The 18,744-nt window shown below is 42.9% G+C and carries 17 protein-coding genes; 4 read left to right on the top strand and 13 right to left on the bottom strand.

Annotated features, from left to right (window positions below; translation table 11 throughout):
• Positions 1 to 104 precede the first annotated feature (104 nt).
• From GTU69_RS08425 to tviB, 13 genes are all read right to left on the bottom strand, one after another.
• On the bottom strand, positions 105 to 1,949 hold the full coding sequence (locus tag GTU69_RS08425; protein WP_166169746.1) for a nucleoside-diphosphate sugar epimerase/dehydratase: 1,845 nt from the start codon (positions 1,947 to 1,949) through the stop codon (positions 105 to 107).
• 63 nt (positions 1,950 to 2,012) lie between these two features.
• Positions 2,013 to 3,182 carry a DegT/DnrJ/EryC1/StrS aminotransferase family protein gene (locus GTU69_RS08420; protein ID WP_166169744.1) on the bottom strand — a complete coding sequence of 390 codons (1,170 nt, stop codon included), beginning with the start codon at positions 3,180 to 3,182 and terminating at the stop codon, positions 2,013 to 2,015.
• Between the two features lie 16 nt (positions 3,183 to 3,198).
• On the bottom strand, positions 3,199 to 3,861 hold the full coding sequence (locus GTU69_RS08415) for an acetyltransferase (protein ID WP_166169742.1): 663 nt from the start codon (positions 3,859 to 3,861) through the stop codon (positions 3,199 to 3,201).
• Positions 3,858 to 4,463 carry a sugar transferase gene (locus tag GTU69_RS08410; protein ID WP_166169740.1) on the bottom strand — a complete coding sequence of 202 codons (606 nt, stop codon included), beginning with the start codon at positions 4,461 to 4,463 and terminating at the stop codon, positions 3,858 to 3,860. The genes GTU69_RS08415 and GTU69_RS08410 overlap by 4 nt, the downstream gene beginning before the upstream one ends.
• A gap of 21 nt (positions 4,464 to 4,484) precedes the next feature.
• Positions 4,485 to 5,024: a serine acetyltransferase gene (locus GTU69_RS08405; protein ID WP_166169738.1), complete on the bottom strand. Its 540-nt coding sequence runs from the start codon at positions 5,022 to 5,024 to the stop codon at positions 4,485 to 4,487.
• 46 nt (positions 5,025 to 5,070) lie between these two features.
• On the bottom strand, positions 5,071 to 6,219 hold the full coding sequence (locus GTU69_RS08400) for a glycosyltransferase family 4 protein (protein ID WP_166169736.1): 1,149 nt from the start codon (positions 6,217 to 6,219) through the stop codon (positions 5,071 to 5,073).
• Entirely contained in the window at positions 6,216 to 7,316 is a 1,101-nt protein-coding gene (locus GTU69_RS08395) for a glycosyltransferase (RefSeq protein ID WP_166169734.1), read from the bottom strand. The genes GTU69_RS08400 and GTU69_RS08395 overlap by 4 nt, the downstream gene beginning before the upstream one ends.
• Positions 7,313 to 8,431: a glycosyltransferase gene (locus GTU69_RS08390; RefSeq protein ID WP_166169732.1), complete on the bottom strand. Its 1,119-nt coding sequence runs from the start codon at positions 8,429 to 8,431 to the stop codon at positions 7,313 to 7,315. Before GTU69_RS08390 ends, GTU69_RS08395 begins: the two co-directional genes overlap by 4 nt.
• A gap of 24 nt (positions 8,432 to 8,455) precedes the next feature.
• Positions 8,456 to 9,004 (bottom strand): acyltransferase, encoded by a 549-nt coding sequence (locus GTU69_RS08385; protein ID WP_166169730.1) that lies wholly within the window; start codon positions 9,002 to 9,004, stop codon positions 8,456 to 8,458.
• 94 nt (positions 9,005 to 9,098) lie between these two features.
• Positions 9,099 to 9,692 carry an acyltransferase gene (locus GTU69_RS08380; protein WP_166169869.1) on the bottom strand — a complete coding sequence of 198 codons (594 nt, stop codon included), beginning with the start codon at positions 9,690 to 9,692 and terminating at the stop codon, positions 9,099 to 9,101.
• Positions 9,692 to 10,864, bottom strand: a complete 1,173-nt coding sequence (locus tag GTU69_RS08375; protein WP_166169728.1) for an oligosaccharide flippase family protein — start codon at positions 10,862 to 10,864, stop codon at positions 9,692 to 9,694. Before GTU69_RS08375 ends, GTU69_RS08380 begins: the two co-directional genes overlap by 1 nt.
• Complete coding sequence (locus GTU69_RS08370; RefSeq protein ID WP_166169726.1) at positions 10,861 to 11,886, bottom strand: NAD-dependent epimerase/dehydratase family protein; 1,026 nt, start codon at positions 11,884 to 11,886, stop codon at positions 10,861 to 10,863. Before GTU69_RS08370 ends, GTU69_RS08375 begins: the two co-directional genes overlap by 4 nt.
• 26 nt (positions 11,887 to 11,912) lie before the next feature.
• On the bottom strand, positions 11,913 to 13,190 hold the full coding sequence (gene tviB, locus GTU69_RS08365; protein WP_166169724.1) for a Vi polysaccharide biosynthesis UDP-N-acetylglucosamine C-6 dehydrogenase TviB: 1,278 nt from the start codon (positions 13,188 to 13,190) through the stop codon (positions 11,913 to 11,915).
• A 412-nt stretch (positions 13,191 to 13,602) separates the two neighbouring features.
• Between tviB and GTU69_RS08360 the strand changes: the two genes are divergently transcribed.
• The 4 genes from GTU69_RS08360 to GTU69_RS08345 all read left to right on the top strand — a co-directional run bounded on the left by GTU69_RS08360 (position 13,603) and on the right by GTU69_RS08345 (position 18,639).
• Positions 13,603 to 14,682 (top strand): polysaccharide biosynthesis/export family protein, encoded by a 1,080-nt coding sequence (locus tag GTU69_RS08360; protein ID WP_166169867.1) that lies wholly within the window; start codon positions 13,603 to 13,605, stop codon positions 14,680 to 14,682.
• The gene (locus GTU69_RS08355; protein ID WP_166169722.1) at positions 14,682 to 15,110 is read left to right on the top strand and encodes a low molecular weight protein-tyrosine-phosphatase; all 429 of its coding nucleotides are present in this window, start codon (positions 14,682 to 14,684) and stop codon (positions 15,108 to 15,110) included. Before GTU69_RS08360 ends, GTU69_RS08355 begins: the two co-directional genes overlap by 1 nt.
• A gap of 18 nt (positions 15,111 to 15,128) precedes the next feature.
• Entirely contained in the window at positions 15,129 to 17,321 is a 2,193-nt protein-coding gene (locus GTU69_RS08350) for a polysaccharide biosynthesis tyrosine autokinase (protein ID WP_166169720.1), read from the top strand.
• A gap of 247 nt (positions 17,322 to 17,568) precedes the next feature.
• Positions 17,569 to 18,639, top strand: a complete 1,071-nt coding sequence (locus GTU69_RS08345) for an RNA-guided endonuclease TnpB family protein (RefSeq protein WP_166169718.1) — start codon at positions 17,569 to 17,571, stop codon at positions 18,637 to 18,639.
• Positions 18,640 to 18,744: the final 105 nt, after the last annotated feature.

The following is an 18,744-nucleotide window of genomic DNA, read 5'->3' as shown; positions in this document are numbered from 1 at the left end:
ACTTTAATCCTAATATTTTACATTTAATCCAAATTGAGAAATTAAAAACTAACTTTCTATACAAAGTAAGCAATAAAAGTATAAGTCACAGTTAAAATTAAACTTTACTTTTTATATCCATCAACATAGTGGACAATAATAGTATATAAATCATTTGAATTATTTGAATTCACACTAATAATTAACCAATTAAATACATTTTTTATTTCAGTCAATGAATAATATTTTTCATAAGACTTCAAAATCCGCTCATGCTCAGTTTTTTCTACATTTTCCGCATCAATCAATAATTCTTCATACAGTTTTTCCCCCGGACGCAATCCGGTAAACTGAATTTCAATATCTCCAAGCCCTTTATCATCTATTGTTTTAAACCCACTTAAACGAATCATCTGTTTGGCCAAATCCACAATTTTTACCGGCTCGCCCATATCCAGTAAAAATACGTCACCACCTGTACCCATGGCCCCTGCCTGAATCACCAGCTGGGCTGCTTCAGGAATGGTCATAAAGTAGCGTGTCACTTCCGGATGGGTCACCGTTACCGGTCCGCCCTGGGCAATCTGCTTTTTAAACAATGGAACCACTGAACCCGATGAGCCCAGTACATTGCCAAAACGTACTATACTGATTTGTGTTTGCGGTTTTGTTGCAGCCAAACCCTGACAGTACAGTTCTGCCATCCGTTTAGATGCCCCCATGACATTGGTCGGACGTACGGCTTTATCGGTGGAGATTAAAACAAAGGTTTCCACCCCCTGATTCACTGCCGCATCAACACTGCGTGCAGTGCCAATCGAGGTGTTATAAATACCTTCAAAGGGATTGGCTTCCACCAATGGCACATGTTTGTAGGCCGCAGCATGATAAACTGTTTGTACCTGATATTCAGCAATAATACGTTCTAATTTGGCCTGATTGGTGACAGAACCCAGAACAGGAACAACCTGGATACCCGAATTTTGCAATTCACCGTCAATTGAATACAGCGCAAATTCAGACATTTCAAACAGAACCAATAGTTTTGGCTGATGTTTGACTATCTGGCGACACAGTTCCGAACCAATCGAGCCACCTGCTCCCGTCACCATCACTACTTTATTTTTAATGTTCTTTTCTAGAAGTTCAGGCTTTGGCGGTACAGGATCACGACCCAACAAGTCAATAATATCCACTTCACGGATATCGGAAACCTGTACTTGCCCCCCAACTAGTTGGGTCACGCCCGGCAATTCCATAATTTTGACATCAGCCAGCTCAAAAGATTCGATGATCTCTTTTTTACGCGCCCGGCTGACCGAAGGCATGGCCAACAGGATTTCTTCAATATGAAATTTAACTAACTTACCCAAGGCTTTTTTCGGTGCATAAATTTTTAAACCGCTAAGGGACTGACCGTGCAGCGATGCTTTATCATCAATAAAACAAATTGGCAGATAATCATCAGACCGGTGCAAAGCGGCAGCAATCTGTTGGCCTGCTAGCCCTGCGCCATAAATGGCCACCCGCTTACGGTTCTGTTTTTTGGCAAAAGTGCGCAGCGTGGCATAACGAATGACTGCGCGGCTCCACCACATGTAAGAGAACAGCACAAAGCCATACATGAGTGGAATACTCATGGGAATAAATGCCAAATTAAGTTTTTTTATCGCATACAAACCCACAATCTGGATAAAGGTCGCAATCGATAAACGCAGTAAATAGTCTTCGTTAAATGAACGAACAATGGCGCTATAAATACCCAATAGGGTAAAAATCACAACGCCAAAAACGCCCACATAGACATACCAAAAATCCAACCCCTGCATGACTGCAACATTTGGTGTCGCCAAACGGATGGCATACACCAGCCACATGATCACAGGCAAAACACAGATATCCATCGCCACTAACACGATTTGTTTTTGGCGACGCGGCAAAGATGCTAAATATCGGATGATGTCTTTCACAAAGGGCTCTAAATCGGTCAAAGTCAGAAAACTGAATGGCGCATATTATACGCCCATTCCGCTTTAAATATCTGCCATCACCGTCTGAATTGCAGTTATGGTTTTTTGCATGCTCTGTTCAGACAAAGTAGGGTGTACCAGGAACATCAAGCTGGTTTCACCCAATTGCTGGGCATTGTGCAAACGCTGTTCAGGACGCCACGGTTTGTCATCAAAGGCTTTTTCTAAATACACTTCTGAACATGAACCGCTAAAACACGGCACACCCAAGGCATTGATTTCCGCCATGATGCGGTCCCGCGACCAGCCTTCAGGTAAAGCAGCCGTATTGACTTGCACATAACACTTATAAGCGGCATGCACATAGTCAGCAGAGGGTTTATACACAGTAAAATACGGACTATTTTCAAAAGCAGCTTGTATACGTGCCATATAGGCATTTCGTTTTGCTGTCCACTCGGGCATCTGTTTCAGCTGGAGTCGTCCGATCACCGCCTGCATTTCCATCATGCGCCAGTTGGTGCCAAAGGAGTCATGCAACCAGCGGAATCCCGGTGGATGCTGTTTGTTATAGATGCTATCAAAGTTTTTGCCGTGGTCTTTATAGGACCACATTTTTTTCCACAGTGCTTCATCGTTGGTGGTAACCATGCCGCCTTCACCACCCGTGGTCATGATCTTGTCCTGACAGAATGACCATGCGCCAATATGACCAATCGAACCTGCTGATTTGCCTTTATACATTGCACCATGCGCCTGGGCACAATCCTCAATCACAAAGATGCCTTGTTCCTCGGCCAATTGCATGATCGGGTCCATATCACACATCCAGCCGGCCAGATGCACGCAGATAATGGCTTTGGTCTTTGGTGTCAATACGGCTTCAATCGTACGGCGTGAAATATTCTGTGAATCCAGTTCAACGTCGGCAAAAACCGGATTGGCCCCCGCGGTCACAATCGAGCTTGCAGATGCCAGGAAAGTACGCGAGGTGACAATCACATCATCACCCTGACCAATGCCCAGGGCTTTTAAAGCCAAATCCAGTGCCACAGTGCCGTTCGCAACAGCTACTGCATATTTGGTTCCTGCAAATTGTGCAAATTCCTTTTCAAATTCACGACATTCCTGACCGGTCCAGTAATTCACTTTATTGGATAAAAGAACTTTTGAAACCGCATCTGCCTCTGCTTGCGTGAAACTTGGCCACGCTTCAAATGCACTGTTTAACATGGAATTTTCCTAAAACTTATTTCTGTGAAGCAGTTACAATCCGCGCAGGATTACCCACCACTGTTGCGCCTGCAGGGACACTTTTGGTGACCACGGCACCCATACCGACAATCGCACCTTCGCCAATAATGAGAGGTTGATCAGGTGTACCCTGCTTAATCATGGCACCTGCGCCAATATAAGCATGGTCATGGATGTGAATATTGCCGTTACATTTTACGCCCGGTGCAAAGGTAACGAAATCCCCAATCACGCAATCATGCTCGACATAGCTGTATAAATTGGCATGGAAGCATTTTCCAATTTTAATATTCGAGGTAATCGTCACAAATGGACTCAGGGCTGCACCAGCTGCAATCTGAGCATCATCCATCAGCACCACATTATCTGCCATAACCGACCAGAGCTGAATATCATCCGCTTGCAGGCGATTGGCTATTTTTTCACGGACTTGGCTATTGGCAATCGCAATCAAGACATATTTTTGCGCAACGGGTTCAGCCAGAAAGGCCGCATAGTTCATGGCACGATGGCCATTGACCGTGGTAATTTCTGTCTGTGCATCATCAATAAACACAATTTCAGAGTTAGTATGTTCACGGGCCAACTGCTGCCGTGCCACCGGCATCAGGCTACGTCCACAACCTGAAGCCCCATAAATCGCATAGAGTGTTGTCATTTTTTTTGTTCCGGTGTGCCGGTAAATTTGCTCATCGTTGCCTCGCCTTCGGCACTGATGTCATCCTTGGCAAGCACTTTTTTCACGGTTTTCAGCATGATTTTAAAATCGAGCCATAGCGATTGATTTTCCACATACCATGTATCCAGCTCGAATTTCTTTTCCCATGAAATGGCATTGCGACCATTCACCTGCGCATAGCCTGTGATACCCGGACGCACATTATGACGTTTGGCTTGTTCGCTATTGTATAAAGGTAGATATTCCATCAATAGTGGCCGTGGTCCAACTATACTCATCTCACCTTTAATCACGTTCCACAGTTCCGGCATTTCGTCCAGACTAGTGGCACGCAGCATTTGACCAAATGGGATGAGGCGCTCACTGTCAGGTAATGGATTTCCATTTTCATCCACCGCATCTTTCATGCTGCGAAACTTAATCATTTCAAAGGGTTTGCCATGCAGTCCCGGACGTACCTGACGGAACAGCACCGGTGAGCCTAAATTTTTACGTACCTTATAGGCGACAAAAAAATAGACTGGAGACAGCAGCAGCAAGGCCGTCGAGGCAATCACGACATCCAGAACACGCTTTAACATTCATTTCACTCATTTTATATATTAAAGATCAGTCCAACGTCTATTCACTAATCCACCCGGATTGTTCATATGCAATACTTTTGCATAATTGCCCGCAGCGGTGGCACCTTCTGGAATATCTTTGGTGACGACACTGCCCGCCCCAATCGTTGCATTGGAGCCAATTTTAACCTGGTTCACAATACAGACCTGAGGGCCAATATAAACATTATCGCCGATTTCGGCAGCCTGATGCCCGCCATTCGCACCAATGGTGGTAAATTGCGATAAATTTACATTATTGCCAATGACGGTTGAAGGATTGACTACCAATGGCCCGCCATGACCGATATACAAACCATAGCCAATCTTTGTGGTGATGTGAATATCAATGCCGTATTGCTTTTTCTTATAATAATAAATCGGATAGGCAAATTTTGCCCACATGGATTTTGCGCTGGCGAGTCGCAGCCAGACTGAAAAGTTAAAACCACGATTAAACAAATAGTTTTTTAAAAAGAGTTTAAAGCTGATCTTTCCGGTATAGCGATACAAGTCACTTTTAATGTATTTCACGATCATAAAACCATCTCTGAATTATTTATCCTGTCCAGCCAATTCATCTCGATCATGGCTGAGAAATGATCTGCATTTCTGTCAGCATATGTCGGTTCACTTGATGCACATCATATTTATTAAGTGCCATTTCCCGTGAACGTTGTCCCATATAGCTAATCAGCTTAGGATCTTCAATAAAGTACTGCATCGCCTGCACCAGATCATCGACCGATTTCACCCCGACCAAATAGCCATTTACGCCATTGCTCACCGTTTCACGGCAGCCCGGAGCATCGGTGGTAATAATGGCACGACCCATCGCCATGGCCTCCAATACGGTACGTGGTGTTCCTTCCCGATAAGAAGGCAAGACATAGACTGAACTTGCCGCAATGGCCGGACGTACATCACTCAGTTTACCCCAATACTTCACGGTTTTTTCCTGTACCCAGGTATCAAGCTCAGCTTGCGAAATCGCAGAGGGATTGTCATCAATCCAGCCGACCAGATGAAATTCCGTTTCAGGATATCGGGCCTTGATGATGCGGGCTGCTTCGGCATATTCGCGTACACCTTTATCACCGAGCAAACGGGCAATCAACAGAAATGAGGCTTTCACCTGCCCTTCTTCAGTGAGTGGTAAAGGCATCAGTTCAAAATCCTGTACATTCACCCCTGAACCATTGACCACTACAGTCGGCTTATTTGCGGACAATAGTTGCATGTCCTGAAAGAGTTTTAAATCATCCGGATTCTGGAAAAACACTTTATCGGCATGTTTCAGTGCCTGGGCATACAAGCCATGCACCAGTTTCTGGAACAGGCTGCGTTTGCCCGATTCAATATTTTGAAAAGCATAACCCAGCCCGGTAATCAAGGCAAAACGCTGTGGTACCCGCGCCAGCCATACAGCTAAAGTGCCGTAAATCACCGGTTTAATGGTATAGCTCAGCACTATGTCCGGCTGAATTTTTCGGATCAGCTGATACAGGGTTTGCAGCAGCTTAAGATCGGCCAGTGGATTGGTACCTGCGCGTTGCATGGGGATGCAATGAACCTGATAGCCCAACTGCTGCAACCGTTTTAATTCATCGGGAAAATCCGTCAGGTCCGGTGCGAACACATGAATTTCATAACCTTGAGCATGAATCGCTTCTAACAGTTTGCCCCTGAAGTTCAATGCTGAAGGTAGATAGCTACAAATCATCAAAAACTTCATGCACTTTGTCTCCATATGTCCATATACTGCTGACTCACGCTTTCAATACTAAAATATTGTTCCACCCGTGCACGAGTGGCTTGTTTCAACTGTAATTTTTCCGCCTGGCTAGAATGGACATAGTCCAAAATGGCATTAGCCAGCGCCTCCGGATCGCGTGGCGGCACAATGGCGCCCAGCTGATCGACAATATATTTGGCATCACCTACATCGGTACTGATGCAGGGTAAGCCAGACGCCATGGCTTCAACCAGAACATTGGGAAAACCTTCGGTAATTGAGGTCATGAGGAATACATCAACCGACTGATAAAATGCCGGCATATCAGAAACCTGATCGAGCAAATGGACTTTATTTTTATCTAGCCCAAATTGCTCAAATAAAGCTTTTACTTCGGGATTCTCTAAGTTTGCCCCACTGCCAGCAATTTTAAAAATAATCGGCTGATCTTTCAGCCGGGCCATGGTAGCAAACAGATAGGGATAGCCTTTTGCAGTGTGATAACGCCCGGCAAAACCAATCACGCAGGGTTCATGCAATTCAGGGTTGGGCTGGAATTTATCTAAAAATACGCCATTGGCAATCACCTGAGTATTACTATTTTTCAGGCCAAAGCTTTGATGTTGTTGTAAAGATGAATGCGCACAATAAATCACGCCTTTGGGCTGAGCGGCCAGAACTTTACTCATCAGCAACGCAACTTTGGTACTCAACGATTCCTCTTTGGGAGAGGCCAGCGAATGATGGATGCCCCAAAAAATATCGGGTTTTGGACTGAGACCGATGCAACTTAAACTGGTCAACACATTGGCATGGTACATCCAGCATTGCACCGTTTTTGGCGCTATACTTTTCAATAAATCATGCAGTTTGGCAATCGTCCCCAGCGTATTCAGCCCATTCCAGCCCAATGCATAATGGCTTTGGCAAAGCGCTAAAGTTTCGGCATAAACATCCGATGTTTTCATCAGCGCGATAATCACATGATTATACTGATCCTGGGTCTGCTGAATCAGGCGTGCCAGCATCATCTCTGCGCCACCCACTCCGGCAAAGTTGGTAATCACATGCAGCATGGTTGGTTTCTGCTGACTCATGCGGATTGCTCCATCAGCTGCAGATAACGCTGTTGCACGGTATGTTTATGGAATTGCAGACAATGTGCAGCCAGTTCAGTGTCATCATAAGTGACATATGCACCGAAAATCGCCTGTTGCATCGCCGCTGTCATACCCGCCTGATCATTACATTCCACCAGTAAGCCAAACTTGGCATTAGCCAAAATTTCCTTTGGACCGCTCGGGCAATTGGTACTCACCACTTTAATTTTCGAGGCCAAAGCCTGAATCAGCACCCCAGGCAAACCTTCCCAGTTGGAACTTAACACAAACAGTTCTGCATATTTAAAATAAGCATAGGGATTAGGATCGAAGCCGGGCAGATCAACTATATCGCTTAAGCTTAGGTCATGAACCAATTGCTCTAGTTCACCGCGTAATTCCCCTTCACCCAGAATAATCAAACGGGTTTCCGGGTGTTGTTGATACAAAGCATGGAAAGAACGAATAAGAAAACCGAAATTTTTCGCTTCGGTTAAACGCCCCACCGCCAAAATGGCTTTATTTTCAGGCTGAAAGAAACGATGCTCAACCGTAACTTGCAGTTTTTCAACATAGGTTTCGTCAATCACCGGATTATAAATGGTGACTAAATTGTTCTTGGAATAGTCATAATATTCACGAAAATCATCCAGCACGCCATTGGACACACAGACCACCTGACTAGCAGAGGGATAGGTCATTTTGACCAGTGTTTTTAGCAGCCACTTTGCAATGCCTTGTAATTTCAAATTTTTCGAAGGCGTGGAAACCTCGCGCAGAATCAACCGGGCCTGACTTCTGGCTAAACGTCTGGTCAAGGCAGCAATAATATTACTATGGGTTTGGGTCGCTACCAGCACATCATAATCCACCGCCTGCAACAATTTTTTCAGTGGGAAAATGGCATTGGCAACACGGCCACAGCTTAGATTAATCAATTGAATCTGCGAATCTACCTCGGGCAGTAATTTACCTTTTACCCCGCTGATATCACAGACCACCACATCCACTTTGCGCCCCTGCTGGACCAGGTTATTGGCCAACTGAATCACGGTACGTTCTGCCCCACCACCACCTAAGGTCGGCAAAAAAAACATGATTTTATTGAGCATAACAATACCTGAAAATGGAAGAAATTAATGAGGATTTTTGGAGGCTTGCAGATCCATCGCACATTGCACACGTTGCTGATAATCATGAATGCCGGCAAGTTCCGTATCGCTGGCACAGCTGGCTTGAATCTTGGCAGCATAGTCCGCAAAACTTGAAACCACCTTGGCGGGCACGCCAATCGCGACACTATTATCCGGAATATTTTTGGTCACCACCGAACCGGCACCAATGACGACATTAGAGCCAATCTTCACCCCCGGCATAACAATCGTATTGACCCCGATAAACACATGCGAACCGACCTGAATCGGAGCAAAGCGTTGATAACGCTTGCCATGCTGATCTTTGACCAGGCAGGTACTGCCATCATGGGTAATAAATTTTACCCCAGAAGTCACTGTGACATGATCGCCAATAGCAATCAGAAAGGGTTCTGAGCCCCAGCTGCGAATATAGATACGGCAATTTTCTCCGACCCTCACCCCTTTACGGCGTGCATAAGCCACGCTGCCCTTCGCCAAAAAATAAGCGAGATCAAACAGCTGTCGAAAAGCAGAAACCATAAATGCCATAAGCATGACCTGAGTAGAAGGATCTAAATCGGAAAGAAGAAAAATCAGTGCAATATTTTACGCTGAAAATGATGTAAACGATATGGATGAGCCATCACACCGATTTGATTTTTTTAGCCGGAATCCCGACATAGACACCGGACTCTGGTAAAGGTTTGGAGACCAAACTACAGGCACCAATGACGCTATCATTTGGGATTACGACGCCATCCAGAACCGTCACCCGGGCACCGAGCCAGATATTTTCACCCAGGCTGACCCCCTGCTTGGTAATTGCATCTTTCACTAAGAGATCAGGTTCACCAAATTTATGGTTACTGGCAATAATAATACTTTGCGTACCAATACGAGTGTTATCACCTATGCTAACCCCACCACAGCCATTGATAAATGACTTGGAGTTGATGCTGACATCCTGACCAATGCTGACAGTACCGCCAAAACATTTTATATAACAACTTTCACCAATAAAGCTGTTGTCGGCAATGCTGAGCGTTGCCCCTGGTTCCACAATCAGGCTGACCTGATCGCCGATATAGACATTTTTACCAATATGCACCTGACCGGAAATTTCCAAGGTACACGCTTTACCAAAATATTTAAACTGGGTACCAAAAGCCTGATTATAAAGAACCTTGCGGCATTGTGCAGCGAACCAATTCATGAGTTTTAAAGCTTTAAAAAACATCACTTTTTGCTACTCCACACAGAGAATAAAATGGCAAAGTTATAAAAAATCAAGGCAACCGGTACGGCAAGCAGCATATAAATTTTATCTTCTACCAGTACATAGAAGCCGAAAAATAAAACGAATTTAATCAATAATTCAATGACCTGCAATCTAAACAGCACATGACTATTGCGCTGCGCAATCAGGAAAGCCGAACTGGGCGGATTACAGAAAATTGCCCAATAGCCCAAGGCCAAAATCTGAAAATAGGTGGAAATGCCCACCCAGTCTTTGCCAAACACCCATAAATATAGGGACTCTGGCAGGACAAAAAATGCAGCAAATAAGGGCAAAGACAGCAAACTAAGCAGCACACTGCTTTTTAAAGCTTCCTGGCTATTTTCCAGATTTTTAAATTTGCGGATAAAGAACTGGCGAATGGTTTGCGACATTAAATTGATCGGCACGCGCAAGGTCCGCTCTACAATGGCATAAAAGCCCATCGCCTGAACACCGACAAAATGCGAGACCACATAATAAGGCAAGTTATGCGAAAAGCTGTTCAGCAAGGCATGCGGAGTATTGGAATAAATAAAATCTTTATAGTGCTTAAATGCCTGCCAACTGAGCTGATAGAGCTGATTTTTTACAATATAAATCAATATAAACAGTAGCATCAGCACCGAACTGACATTATAACTATTGACTAGACTGATACTCATCAAGAAGGGCAAACCCAGCTGCACCAGCACCACAATCAGGCTACGCAAAATATTCAGTCCGGCACAGAAATATTCGGCATGCGCGGCAAATTTATAGTTATAGATAGTTTGAATCAGGGTATTGGCCAACACACCACTACAGATGGCAGCCACCACAGCCGCATTAAAAATAAAACTTAAGATGATGGCACTGATCACCACAATACCTGCAGAGAACATCGTCCCTTCAAAAATCAGGCTTTTCTTGTCCTGCTCTTCCGCGACCAGTAAAGCTTGATCGAGACGTAAATTGGCAATGGTCGACAGAACACTGACCACGGCCAAGGCAATACCGTATTCACCAAAATCCTGAACTGAATACAGACGCGTTAAAAAAGGAAGTGCGATAAATGTAATTATCGCACCTACTAATAAACTCGACGTGATTAAGCCAATCGATTGATATTTGGTAAAAATACGCGCAATCATGTCAGATTTTTAACGTACCAGCGCATGGCCAGCTGAATACCGGCATCAATTCGAAACTCAGGTGCATAACCCAAGGCCTGTTCAATTTTAGCAATACTGGCTTGTGAATGACGTACATCTCCGGCACGGAAATCACGGTACACCGCATATTTGCTGTAATTTACGCCATTTTCCGCAAGTGCAGCCTGAATTGCACGATACAAATCATTCAATGTGGTACGGTCACCGACTGCGACATTATAAACCTGATTTTTAGCTGCATCATCTTGCGTGGTCGCCGCCAAGATATTGGCCTGTACCGTGTTTTCAATAAAACAGAAATCACGACTGGTTTCACCATCGCCATTGATAAACACATCATCACCGGCAATCATGGCTGCAGTCCATTTTGGAATCACCGCTGCATAGGCCCCGTTGGGATCCTGGCGCTGGCCAAATACATTAAAGTAGCGTAAACCAATCGCTTTAAAGCCATAAGTTTTGGCAAACACATCAGCGTAGAGCTCATTGACATACTTGGTCACGGCATAAGGTGACAAAGGCTTGCCAATGTTTTCTTCAACTTTCGGCAATGCCGGATGGTCACCATAGGTTGAGCTGCTGGCCGCATAGGTAAAGCTGGAAACTTTAGCATCACGTGCAGCAGTCAGCATATTTAGGAAGCCGCTGATATTGGTTTCATTGGTGGTGATCGGGTCGGCAATTGAACGTGGTACTGAACCTAAAGCAGCTTCATGCAGGACATAATCCACACCGGCACAGGCTTTTTGGCAGTCTTCTAGCTTACGGATATCCCCTTCATAAAAGGTAAATCTCGCCCATTGCGCTGCACTGACTAATGACTGCACTTCATCCAGATTATATTGATGACCGGTAGCGAAGTTATCCAGACCAACAACAGTCTGATCAAGTTTTAGGAGCGTTTCTAGCAGATTAGAGCCAATAAAACCGGCAACCCCCGTGACCAGCCACGTTTTCGGCGCCTGCTTTAACTGTTCACAAACGAGGTGATATTGACTCATGGCTATGCTTCCTAACACTTTTTAAATTACAAACGGAGATCAGATTCAGACTGCGCAAGAACATATTTTAAATCATATAAAACATGTTCCGCTTTACCCAAGGCACGAATTTTCTCTACGCCCATCTCTTTAAACTGCTCATGTGCCACCGCCAAAATAACGGCGTCATAGCTGTTGTCTATTAATGTCGAAACAGGATGAATTCCATATTCATGCTCGGCCTCGGCACGATCTACCCATGGATCATAAACGTCGACATTCACGTGATATTCTTTCAGTTCATTGACAATATCAATAATTCGCGTATTACGGATATCGGGGCAGTTTTCTTTAAAACTAAGACCTAAAATCAGCACTTTGGCATCTTCCACCTGAATACGTTTTTTCAGCATGCCCTTGACTAATTGAGTCACAACATAGGCACCCATACCATCATTCAAGCGGCGTCCGGCTAAAATAATTTCAGGGTTATAACCAATGGCTTGCGCTTTATGGGTTAAATAGTACGGATCCACCCCGATACAGTGACCACCAACCAGACCAGGACGGAACGGTAGGAAGTTCCATTTCGTGCCTGCAGCCTGTAGAACTGCTTCGGTATCAATCCCCATTTTATTGAAGATCAAGGCAAGCTCATTAATCAGCGCAATATTGACATCACGTTGGGTATTTTCAATGACTTTAGCCGCTTCAGCCACTTTAATGCTAGCTGCTTTATGGGTTCCCGCCTGAATAATCAGGTTATAAACTTGATCAACAAAATCAGCAACTTCTGGTGTTGAACCTGAAGTAATTTTTAAAATATTGGTCACACGGTGCAGTTTATCACCCGGATTAATGCGCTCTGGACTATAACCAGCAAAGAAATCTTGGTTGAATTTTAAACCGGAAACTTTTTCCAGTTCAGGAATGCACACTTCTTCAGTTGCCCCTGGATAAACCGTTGATTCATAAACAATAATATCGCCTTTTTTCAGCACTTTACCAATACTTTGCGAGGCTTTAACCAGTGGCGTCAGATCCGGCTGTTTATATTCATCAATCGGGGTCGGCACTGTCACAATAAAGAAGTTGCAGTCTGTTAAATCTTCTAAATTTGCACTATAGGCTAATTGATGGGCTTGTTTTAATTCTTCAGGCGAAACCTCTAAGGTATGGTCTTGACCGTTTTTTAATTCATCAATACGCTTTTGATGAATATCAAAACCAACAACAGGGACTTGTTTTCCAAACTCTACAGCTAAGGGTAAACCGACATAACCTAGCCCAATAATTGCTATTTTCAGTTCAGAGAGTTGTAACATATAGAAGCCTATGCGATCGATGAATTCTTGATCATCGTGACGTTGTAAATAGCATTATAATATAACAGAAATTGTAGTAATTTTAATTGTAAAATATTGTCTTTATGGGAGAGATCATTCAAACGGACAATTTATGTGAATCTTAAAATGAGAGCTTATAAACGCCAAAAACATCACACAATAAATAAATTTAATTTTCTTGCTATTTCTTATTTAAGGATAACCCAGTAGTATTTCCGCGGCTATACCCAACATCTTACCATTCAACAACATCTTAAACTAGGTAACAAAACATTAATGGTATAAAATATTATTGTTCAAATTTTATTTATTGGACAAGTTACGCCTATATATTAATTTCAAATTATTTTTATAAACAGGATTTAGAGTGAGTTACTACCGTTATAGCGTTATGTTTGCACTGAGTTTAGGAATGACTGGTTGTGCAATCACTTCTGGTTTACAAACTTATGATTTACCTAGTGAAGGGGTTTATCAAACGGATTTGGGCACTCAAGTCAATGTAATCAAACTCACTCAGGAATCTTTATTTGCCGTACAGCCTGCCGAAATTAATATTCGTCAGGATTATGCCCATTTATTTAATGCTTCGCATAAAAATTATAAATTGAGTCCCGGAGATATTCTTTCTATTTATCTTTGGGCTTATCCAGACATAACCCCTCCTACAAGTTCAATTAGTAGTGAACAATCTGCTCAGGCTAATGGTTATCAAATTGACCAAAGTGGTTATATTCAATTTCCCATGATTGGCCGTTATAAAGCAGCAGGGAAATCGTTAACTCAAGTCAACCAAGAGTTGCGTAGCCAACTTTCTCGTTATTTAAAAACACCGGATGTCATTGCTCGCGTCTTGTCTTATCAAGGTCAGCGCTTTTCAGTGCAAGGCAATGTGATGAAAGGTGGACAATTTGCACTGAGTGATCAACCTGTCAGTGTATATACCGCTTTAGGCATGGCAGGTGGAGTGAATTCCCAGCAAGGCGATAACACATCTATTACCCTAGTCAGACAAGGTCGCACCTATCAGCTCAATAGTATTGAACTGGAAAAAGCCGGACTGTCCTTACATAACCTGCTGATCCAACCCAATGACACTTTATATGTCAATTCACGTGAAAACCAAAAAATTTATGTGATGGGTGAATCGGGTAAAAACCAATCCCTGCCGATGCGTGATCAGGGCATGAGTTTAAGTGATGTTTTAGGTGAAAGTTTAGGTTTAAATCCGCTATCTGCGAGCCGAAGTAAAATTTATGTCGTCCGTAGCGATGCTATGAATCCCTTGACTGAAGTCTATCAACTGGATTTAACCAGTATTGCCGATTTTGGTTTAGCCAACAAGTTCAAAATGCGCAGCAATGATATTGTCTATGTCGATGCTTCCGGCCTGGCGCGTTGGCAACGTGTCGTGAACCAAATTATTCCATTCTCGAATGCACTTTATAATTTGGATCGCCTGGGGCAATAATGCAAATTCAGAACATTCTTGTAGTTTGTGTAGGCAATATCTGCCGTAGCCCGATGGCTGAATATTTGTTAAAAGAGCAGTATCCAAACCTTCATATTGAGTCTGCAGGTATTGCCGCTTTAGTCGGCCATACCGCAGACCCAAAAGCAACACTTTGTATGCAGCATCTAGGTATTGATATAAGTGCTCATATTGCAAAAAAACTGGATGCAAAGCAAATCAAGCAAGCAGACCTGGTTTTAGTGATGAGTCAAAATCAGCAAAAGCATATAGAGCAGACCTGGCCTTTCGCGAAAGGAAAAACTTTCCGCTTAGGGCATTGGCAAGGCAGAAACGTTCCTGACCCTTACCAGCATGAGCAATTGGTCTTTGATGAAACCTGTCAGTTAATACGGGATTGTATTAGCGACTGGACACAACATATTTAACTTTTTGATAGCAAAATTATGAGCCAAAATACCAATACTGAAGATACGATTGATTTAAAAGAACTCTTCTTTTCACTTATTGCACAATGGAAACTTATTGCACTCTGCATCATTTTAAGTCTGGTTTCTGCACTGCTGTATTTAAAAACAACGCCGGATACCTATTCAGTGGATGCCTTGGTACAAGTAGAGGAGAGTAAGGGAACATCTGCTGCCTTATTGGGTGATTTATCCAATATGATTGAGCAGAAGCAACCGGCTCAAGCTGAAATAGAACTGCTCAAATCCCGTTTGGTACTGGGTTCTGTTATTAAAAACTTAAACCTCGATTTAAAAATTTCAGGCACAGAAAACAGTTTTTTTGATCGTTTATTACACCCCCATGATTATCAAACCCAATATCAAAACAAATCTGTTTTATTTAAGGATGATGCTCAGTCCTTTGAGGTTCGCAAGTTTGAAGTTCCAGCTGATTATTTAGACAAAAATTTGTCGCTTAATTTTAATGGCAATAAATTCACTCTGACAGATGCAGCAACCAAGCAAGTGGTTATTAGTGGCCCAATCAACCAAGAAAGCCAGCAAAGCTCAGCATCCGGAACCTGGAAAGTCGCAATTTACACTCAATACCAGCTAAAAGACAGCTATAATATTCAAAAAATGTCTTTACCCGCAGCAATGGGTTCAATCACAAATAACTATTCTGTGGCCGAAAAAGGCAAACTGACCGGCATCTTGGGCCTAAATTATCAAGGTCAAGACAAAGAACATATTACCAAAGTCCTTAACTCAATTCTGGTTGCCTATAGCCACCAAAATATTGAACGCCGCTCCGCTGAAACTGCACAAACGCTTAAATTTCTTGAAGAGCAGTTACCAGAATTAAAGCAGCAGCTTGATGTGGCTGAACGCGAATTCAACCAATTCCGCCAACAGTATAATACTGTTGATGTGACCAAAGAATCTGAACTGTATTTAACACAAAGCATTCAGCTGGAAACCTCCAAAGCTGAACTGGAGCAGAAACTGGCGGAAGCTTCTGCAAAATACACCAATGAACATCCGGTGATGGAGCAAATGAATGCTCAACTGGGCGCAATCAATAAGAAAATTGCCGAGCTGAATGGCACATTAAAACAGTTACCAGACTTGCAACGCCGCTATTTGCAGCTTTACCGCGAGGTTGAAGTCAAACAGCAGCTTTATACCGCTCTGCTTAACTCATACCAGCAATTACGTATTGCCAAAGCCGGTGAAATTGGCAATGTTCGGGTTGTAGATACAGCTGTATTGCCAATTGAACCAATTAAACCAAAGAAACTGCAAATTTTAATTTTGGCCATATTCCTAGGTGGTTTCTTGGGAACCCTACTGGCTTTATTACGTAATATGATGCGCTCAGGGATTAAAGATGCCGATCAAATTGAAAATGAACTGGATTTACCAGTCTATGCCACTGTTCCGCGTTCACCAATTCAAGAAAGTCGGATTAAGCTTCTGAAAAAGAAAAAGCATATTCCTATTTTAGCCGTTAAAAATAGCGATGATATTGCCATCGAAAGCTTACGCAGTATGCGTACCGCCATTCATTTTGCCTTAAGCAACGCCAAAAACAATATCATCATGATTTCCGGTCCTGCTCCTGAAGTGGGTAAATCGTTTATTTCTGCAAACTTAGCAACAATCTTGGCGCAAAGTAATAAGCGGGTATTAATTATTGATGGTGATATGCGTCGTGGTTATTTACATAAGTATTTCAACCATGACAACCAATCCGGTTTGGCTGAATATTTAAATGGTCAACAAACACCTGAAAATATTGTTAAATCCACTGACGTTCCCCACCTGGATGTAATTACCCGTGGCAAAAGCCCGGTAAATCCTTCAGAGCTTTTAAGTTCGGCAAAATTCTCGGAACTTCTAGAGCAAATTTCCCCCCGTTATGATCACGTTATTATCGATACCCCACCTGTACTGGCAGTAACAGACGGTATTATCATTTCACAATATGCGGGTGTGAATTTAGTCATCGCACGATATGCAAAATCACAGATGAAAGAACTGGAATTAACTGTCAATCGTTTTGAACAAGTCAATGTTAAGGTCAATGGCTTTATTCTGAATGATATTCAACGTGGCCCGGGCGCTTATGGCTATGGCTATGGCTATAACTATACTTATGGTTATAAAGCCTCAAAAGACAATGATTAAATCTTTTTCATCGATATCGTTTAAAATGCTGTAGGCTAAAAGCCAGTGGAAAAATCACTGGCTTTTGCTTTTGAAGCTTATTTTTTACGGAAAGAAAAAACAGATATTTTATCTAAATGGAGCGTAAGACCTCCACCTGAGAAGCATCGCTTCGCAAGGGTGGAGGATATAAGCGACACGACATGAAATGTCGTATTGCTTTAATCAAAGTCTATTTTGTTTGAGTTTTGATTGTTAATATAAGCACATGAAAACCCTTAAATTGCGTATCAAGGATAAACATTGCAAGGTGCTAGACCAGTTGGCATCTGAGGTTAATTTTGTCTGGAATTATGTGAATGATTTAGGGTTTAAACACCTTAAACAAAAAGGTGAATTTCTCAGTGCTTACGATATTGCTAAATATACTAAAGGCACATCAAAAGAGTGCAATCTGCACAGCCAAACCATCCAGGCCGTCACCGAAGAATTGGTCACACGCCAAAAACAGTTCAAAAAAGCAAAACTCAGATGGCGTGTCAGCAATAAGAAATCAGCAAGACGATCACTTGGATGGATACCCTTCAAGAAAGTAGCGATTAAATATGCCGATGGATACGTTCAGTACGGCAAGCATCAGCTCAAGGTTTGGGACAGTTACGGTTTAAGTCAGTACAGCGTTAGGACAGGCTCATTCGTGGAAGATGCGCGAGGTCGATGGTATGTCTGTCTGGTTGTCGATAGTCCAAAACAGGATAAACCAACTGCAACCAAAGCCATAGGCATTGATTTAGGCTTAAAAGATATTGCGACCTGTTCCGATGGCACTGTCATCAGTAATCCGAAATTCTATCGAAAGTATGAGCAGAAATTAGGAATCGCTCAAAGAGCTAAGAACAAAAAACGTGTTCGTGCATTACACGCCAAGATTGCGAATTGTCGTAAAGATCATTTGCACAAGGCAAGCACCATGCTTGTTAGGGAAAATGCACTCATTGTCGTTGGCGATCTCAGTGCCAAGAAACTGGTAAAAACTAAAATGGCAAAATCTGTTTTAGATACAGGGTTTTCAGCACTAAAAACAATGCTCAAGTATAAATGCGAGAACGCAAGTGTATTGTTTGAAGAAGTCAATGAAAGTTTCACAACCCAGACTTGTTCGTGTTGTGGTGAGATCACCGTAAGCAGTCCGAAAGGTAGAACAGGTCTTGGAATAAGGGTATGGGAATGTGAAAACTGCTTAAGTGTCCTGGATAGGGACTTGAACAGTGCTAAAAACATACTTGCGCTTGGGCATAAGCGTCTAGCAGTAGGAATCCCCCACCTAGCGAAAGCGTAGGTGGTGGGAGGATGTCAATGTATGAGAAATGTTTTATATATTTAGACTGTTATAGAATAGTTGCGTTGATAAGAATATATTGGATTTCTGTACACCACGATTCGC

Origin of the sequence: Acinetobacter sp. SA01 (assembly GCF_011319235.1) — a bacterium.
Lineage (GTDB): Bacteria > Pseudomonadota > Gammaproteobacteria > Pseudomonadales > Moraxellaceae > Acinetobacter.
The sequence above is the reverse complement of the archived record's forward strand: the minus strand, read 5'-3'. Positions and strand labels throughout refer to the sequence as shown.

What these genes read in the sequence shown, in the direction of transcription:
- GTU69_RS08420 (WP_166169744.1), bottom strand. Translation starts at nt 3,182, where the DNA reads ATGTTAAACAGTGCATTTGAAGCGTGGCCAAGTTTCACGCAAGCAGAG.
- GTU69_RS08415 (WP_166169742.1), bottom strand. Translation starts at nt 3,861, where the DNA reads ATGACAACACTCTATGCGATTTATGGGGCTTCAGGTTGTGGACGTAGC.
- GTU69_RS08410 (WP_166169740.1), bottom strand. Translation starts at nt 4,463, where the DNA reads ATGTTAAAGCGTGTTCTGGATGTCGTGATTGCCTCGACGGCCTTGCTG.
- GTU69_RS08405 (WP_166169738.1), bottom strand. Translation starts at nt 5,024, where the DNA reads ATGATCGTGAAATACATTAAAAGTGACTTGTATCGCTATACCGGAAAG.
- GTU69_RS08400 (WP_166169736.1), bottom strand. Translation starts at nt 6,219, where the DNA reads ATGAAGTTTTTGATGATTTGTAGCTATCTACCTTCAGCATTGAACTTC.
- GTU69_RS08395 (WP_166169734.1), bottom strand. Translation starts at nt 7,316, where the DNA reads ATGAGTCAGCAGAAACCAACCATGCTGCATGTGATTACCAACTTTGCC.
- GTU69_RS08390 (WP_166169732.1), bottom strand. Translation starts at nt 8,431, where the DNA reads ATGCTCAATAAAATCATGTTTTTTTTGCCGACCTTAGGTGGTGGTGGG.
- GTU69_RS08385 (WP_166169730.1), bottom strand. Translation starts at nt 9,004, where the DNA reads ATGGCATTTATGGTTTCTGCTTTTCGACAGCTGTTTGATCTCGCTTAT.
- GTU69_RS08380 (WP_166169869.1), bottom strand. Translation starts at nt 9,692, where the DNA reads ATGTTTTTTAAAGCTTTAAAACTCATGAATTGGTTCGCTGCACAATGC.
- GTU69_RS08375 (WP_166169728.1), bottom strand. Translation starts at nt 10,864, where the DNA reads ATGATTGCGCGTATTTTTACCAAATATCAATCGATTGGCTTAATCACG.
- GTU69_RS08370 (WP_166169726.1), bottom strand. Translation starts at nt 11,886, where the DNA reads ATGAGTCAATATCACCTCGTTTGTGAACAGTTAAAGCAGGCGCCGAAA.
- tviB (WP_166169724.1), bottom strand. Translation starts at nt 13,190, where the DNA reads ATGTTACAACTCTCTGAACTGAAAATAGCAATTATTGGGCTAGGTTAT.
- GTU69_RS08360 (WP_166169867.1), top strand. Translation starts at nt 13,603, where the DNA reads ATGTTTGCACTGAGTTTAGGAATGACTGGTTGTGCAATCACTTCTGGT.
- GTU69_RS08355 (WP_166169722.1), top strand. Translation starts at nt 14,682, where the DNA reads ATGCAAATTCAGAACATTCTTGTAGTTTGTGTAGGCAATATCTGCCGT.
- GTU69_RS08350 (WP_166169720.1), top strand. Translation starts at nt 15,129, where the DNA reads ATGAGCCAAAATACCAATACTGAAGATACGATTGATTTAAAAGAACTC.
- GTU69_RS08345 (WP_166169718.1), top strand. Translation starts at nt 17,569, where the DNA reads ATGAAAACCCTTAAATTGCGTATCAAGGATAAACATTGCAAGGTGCTA.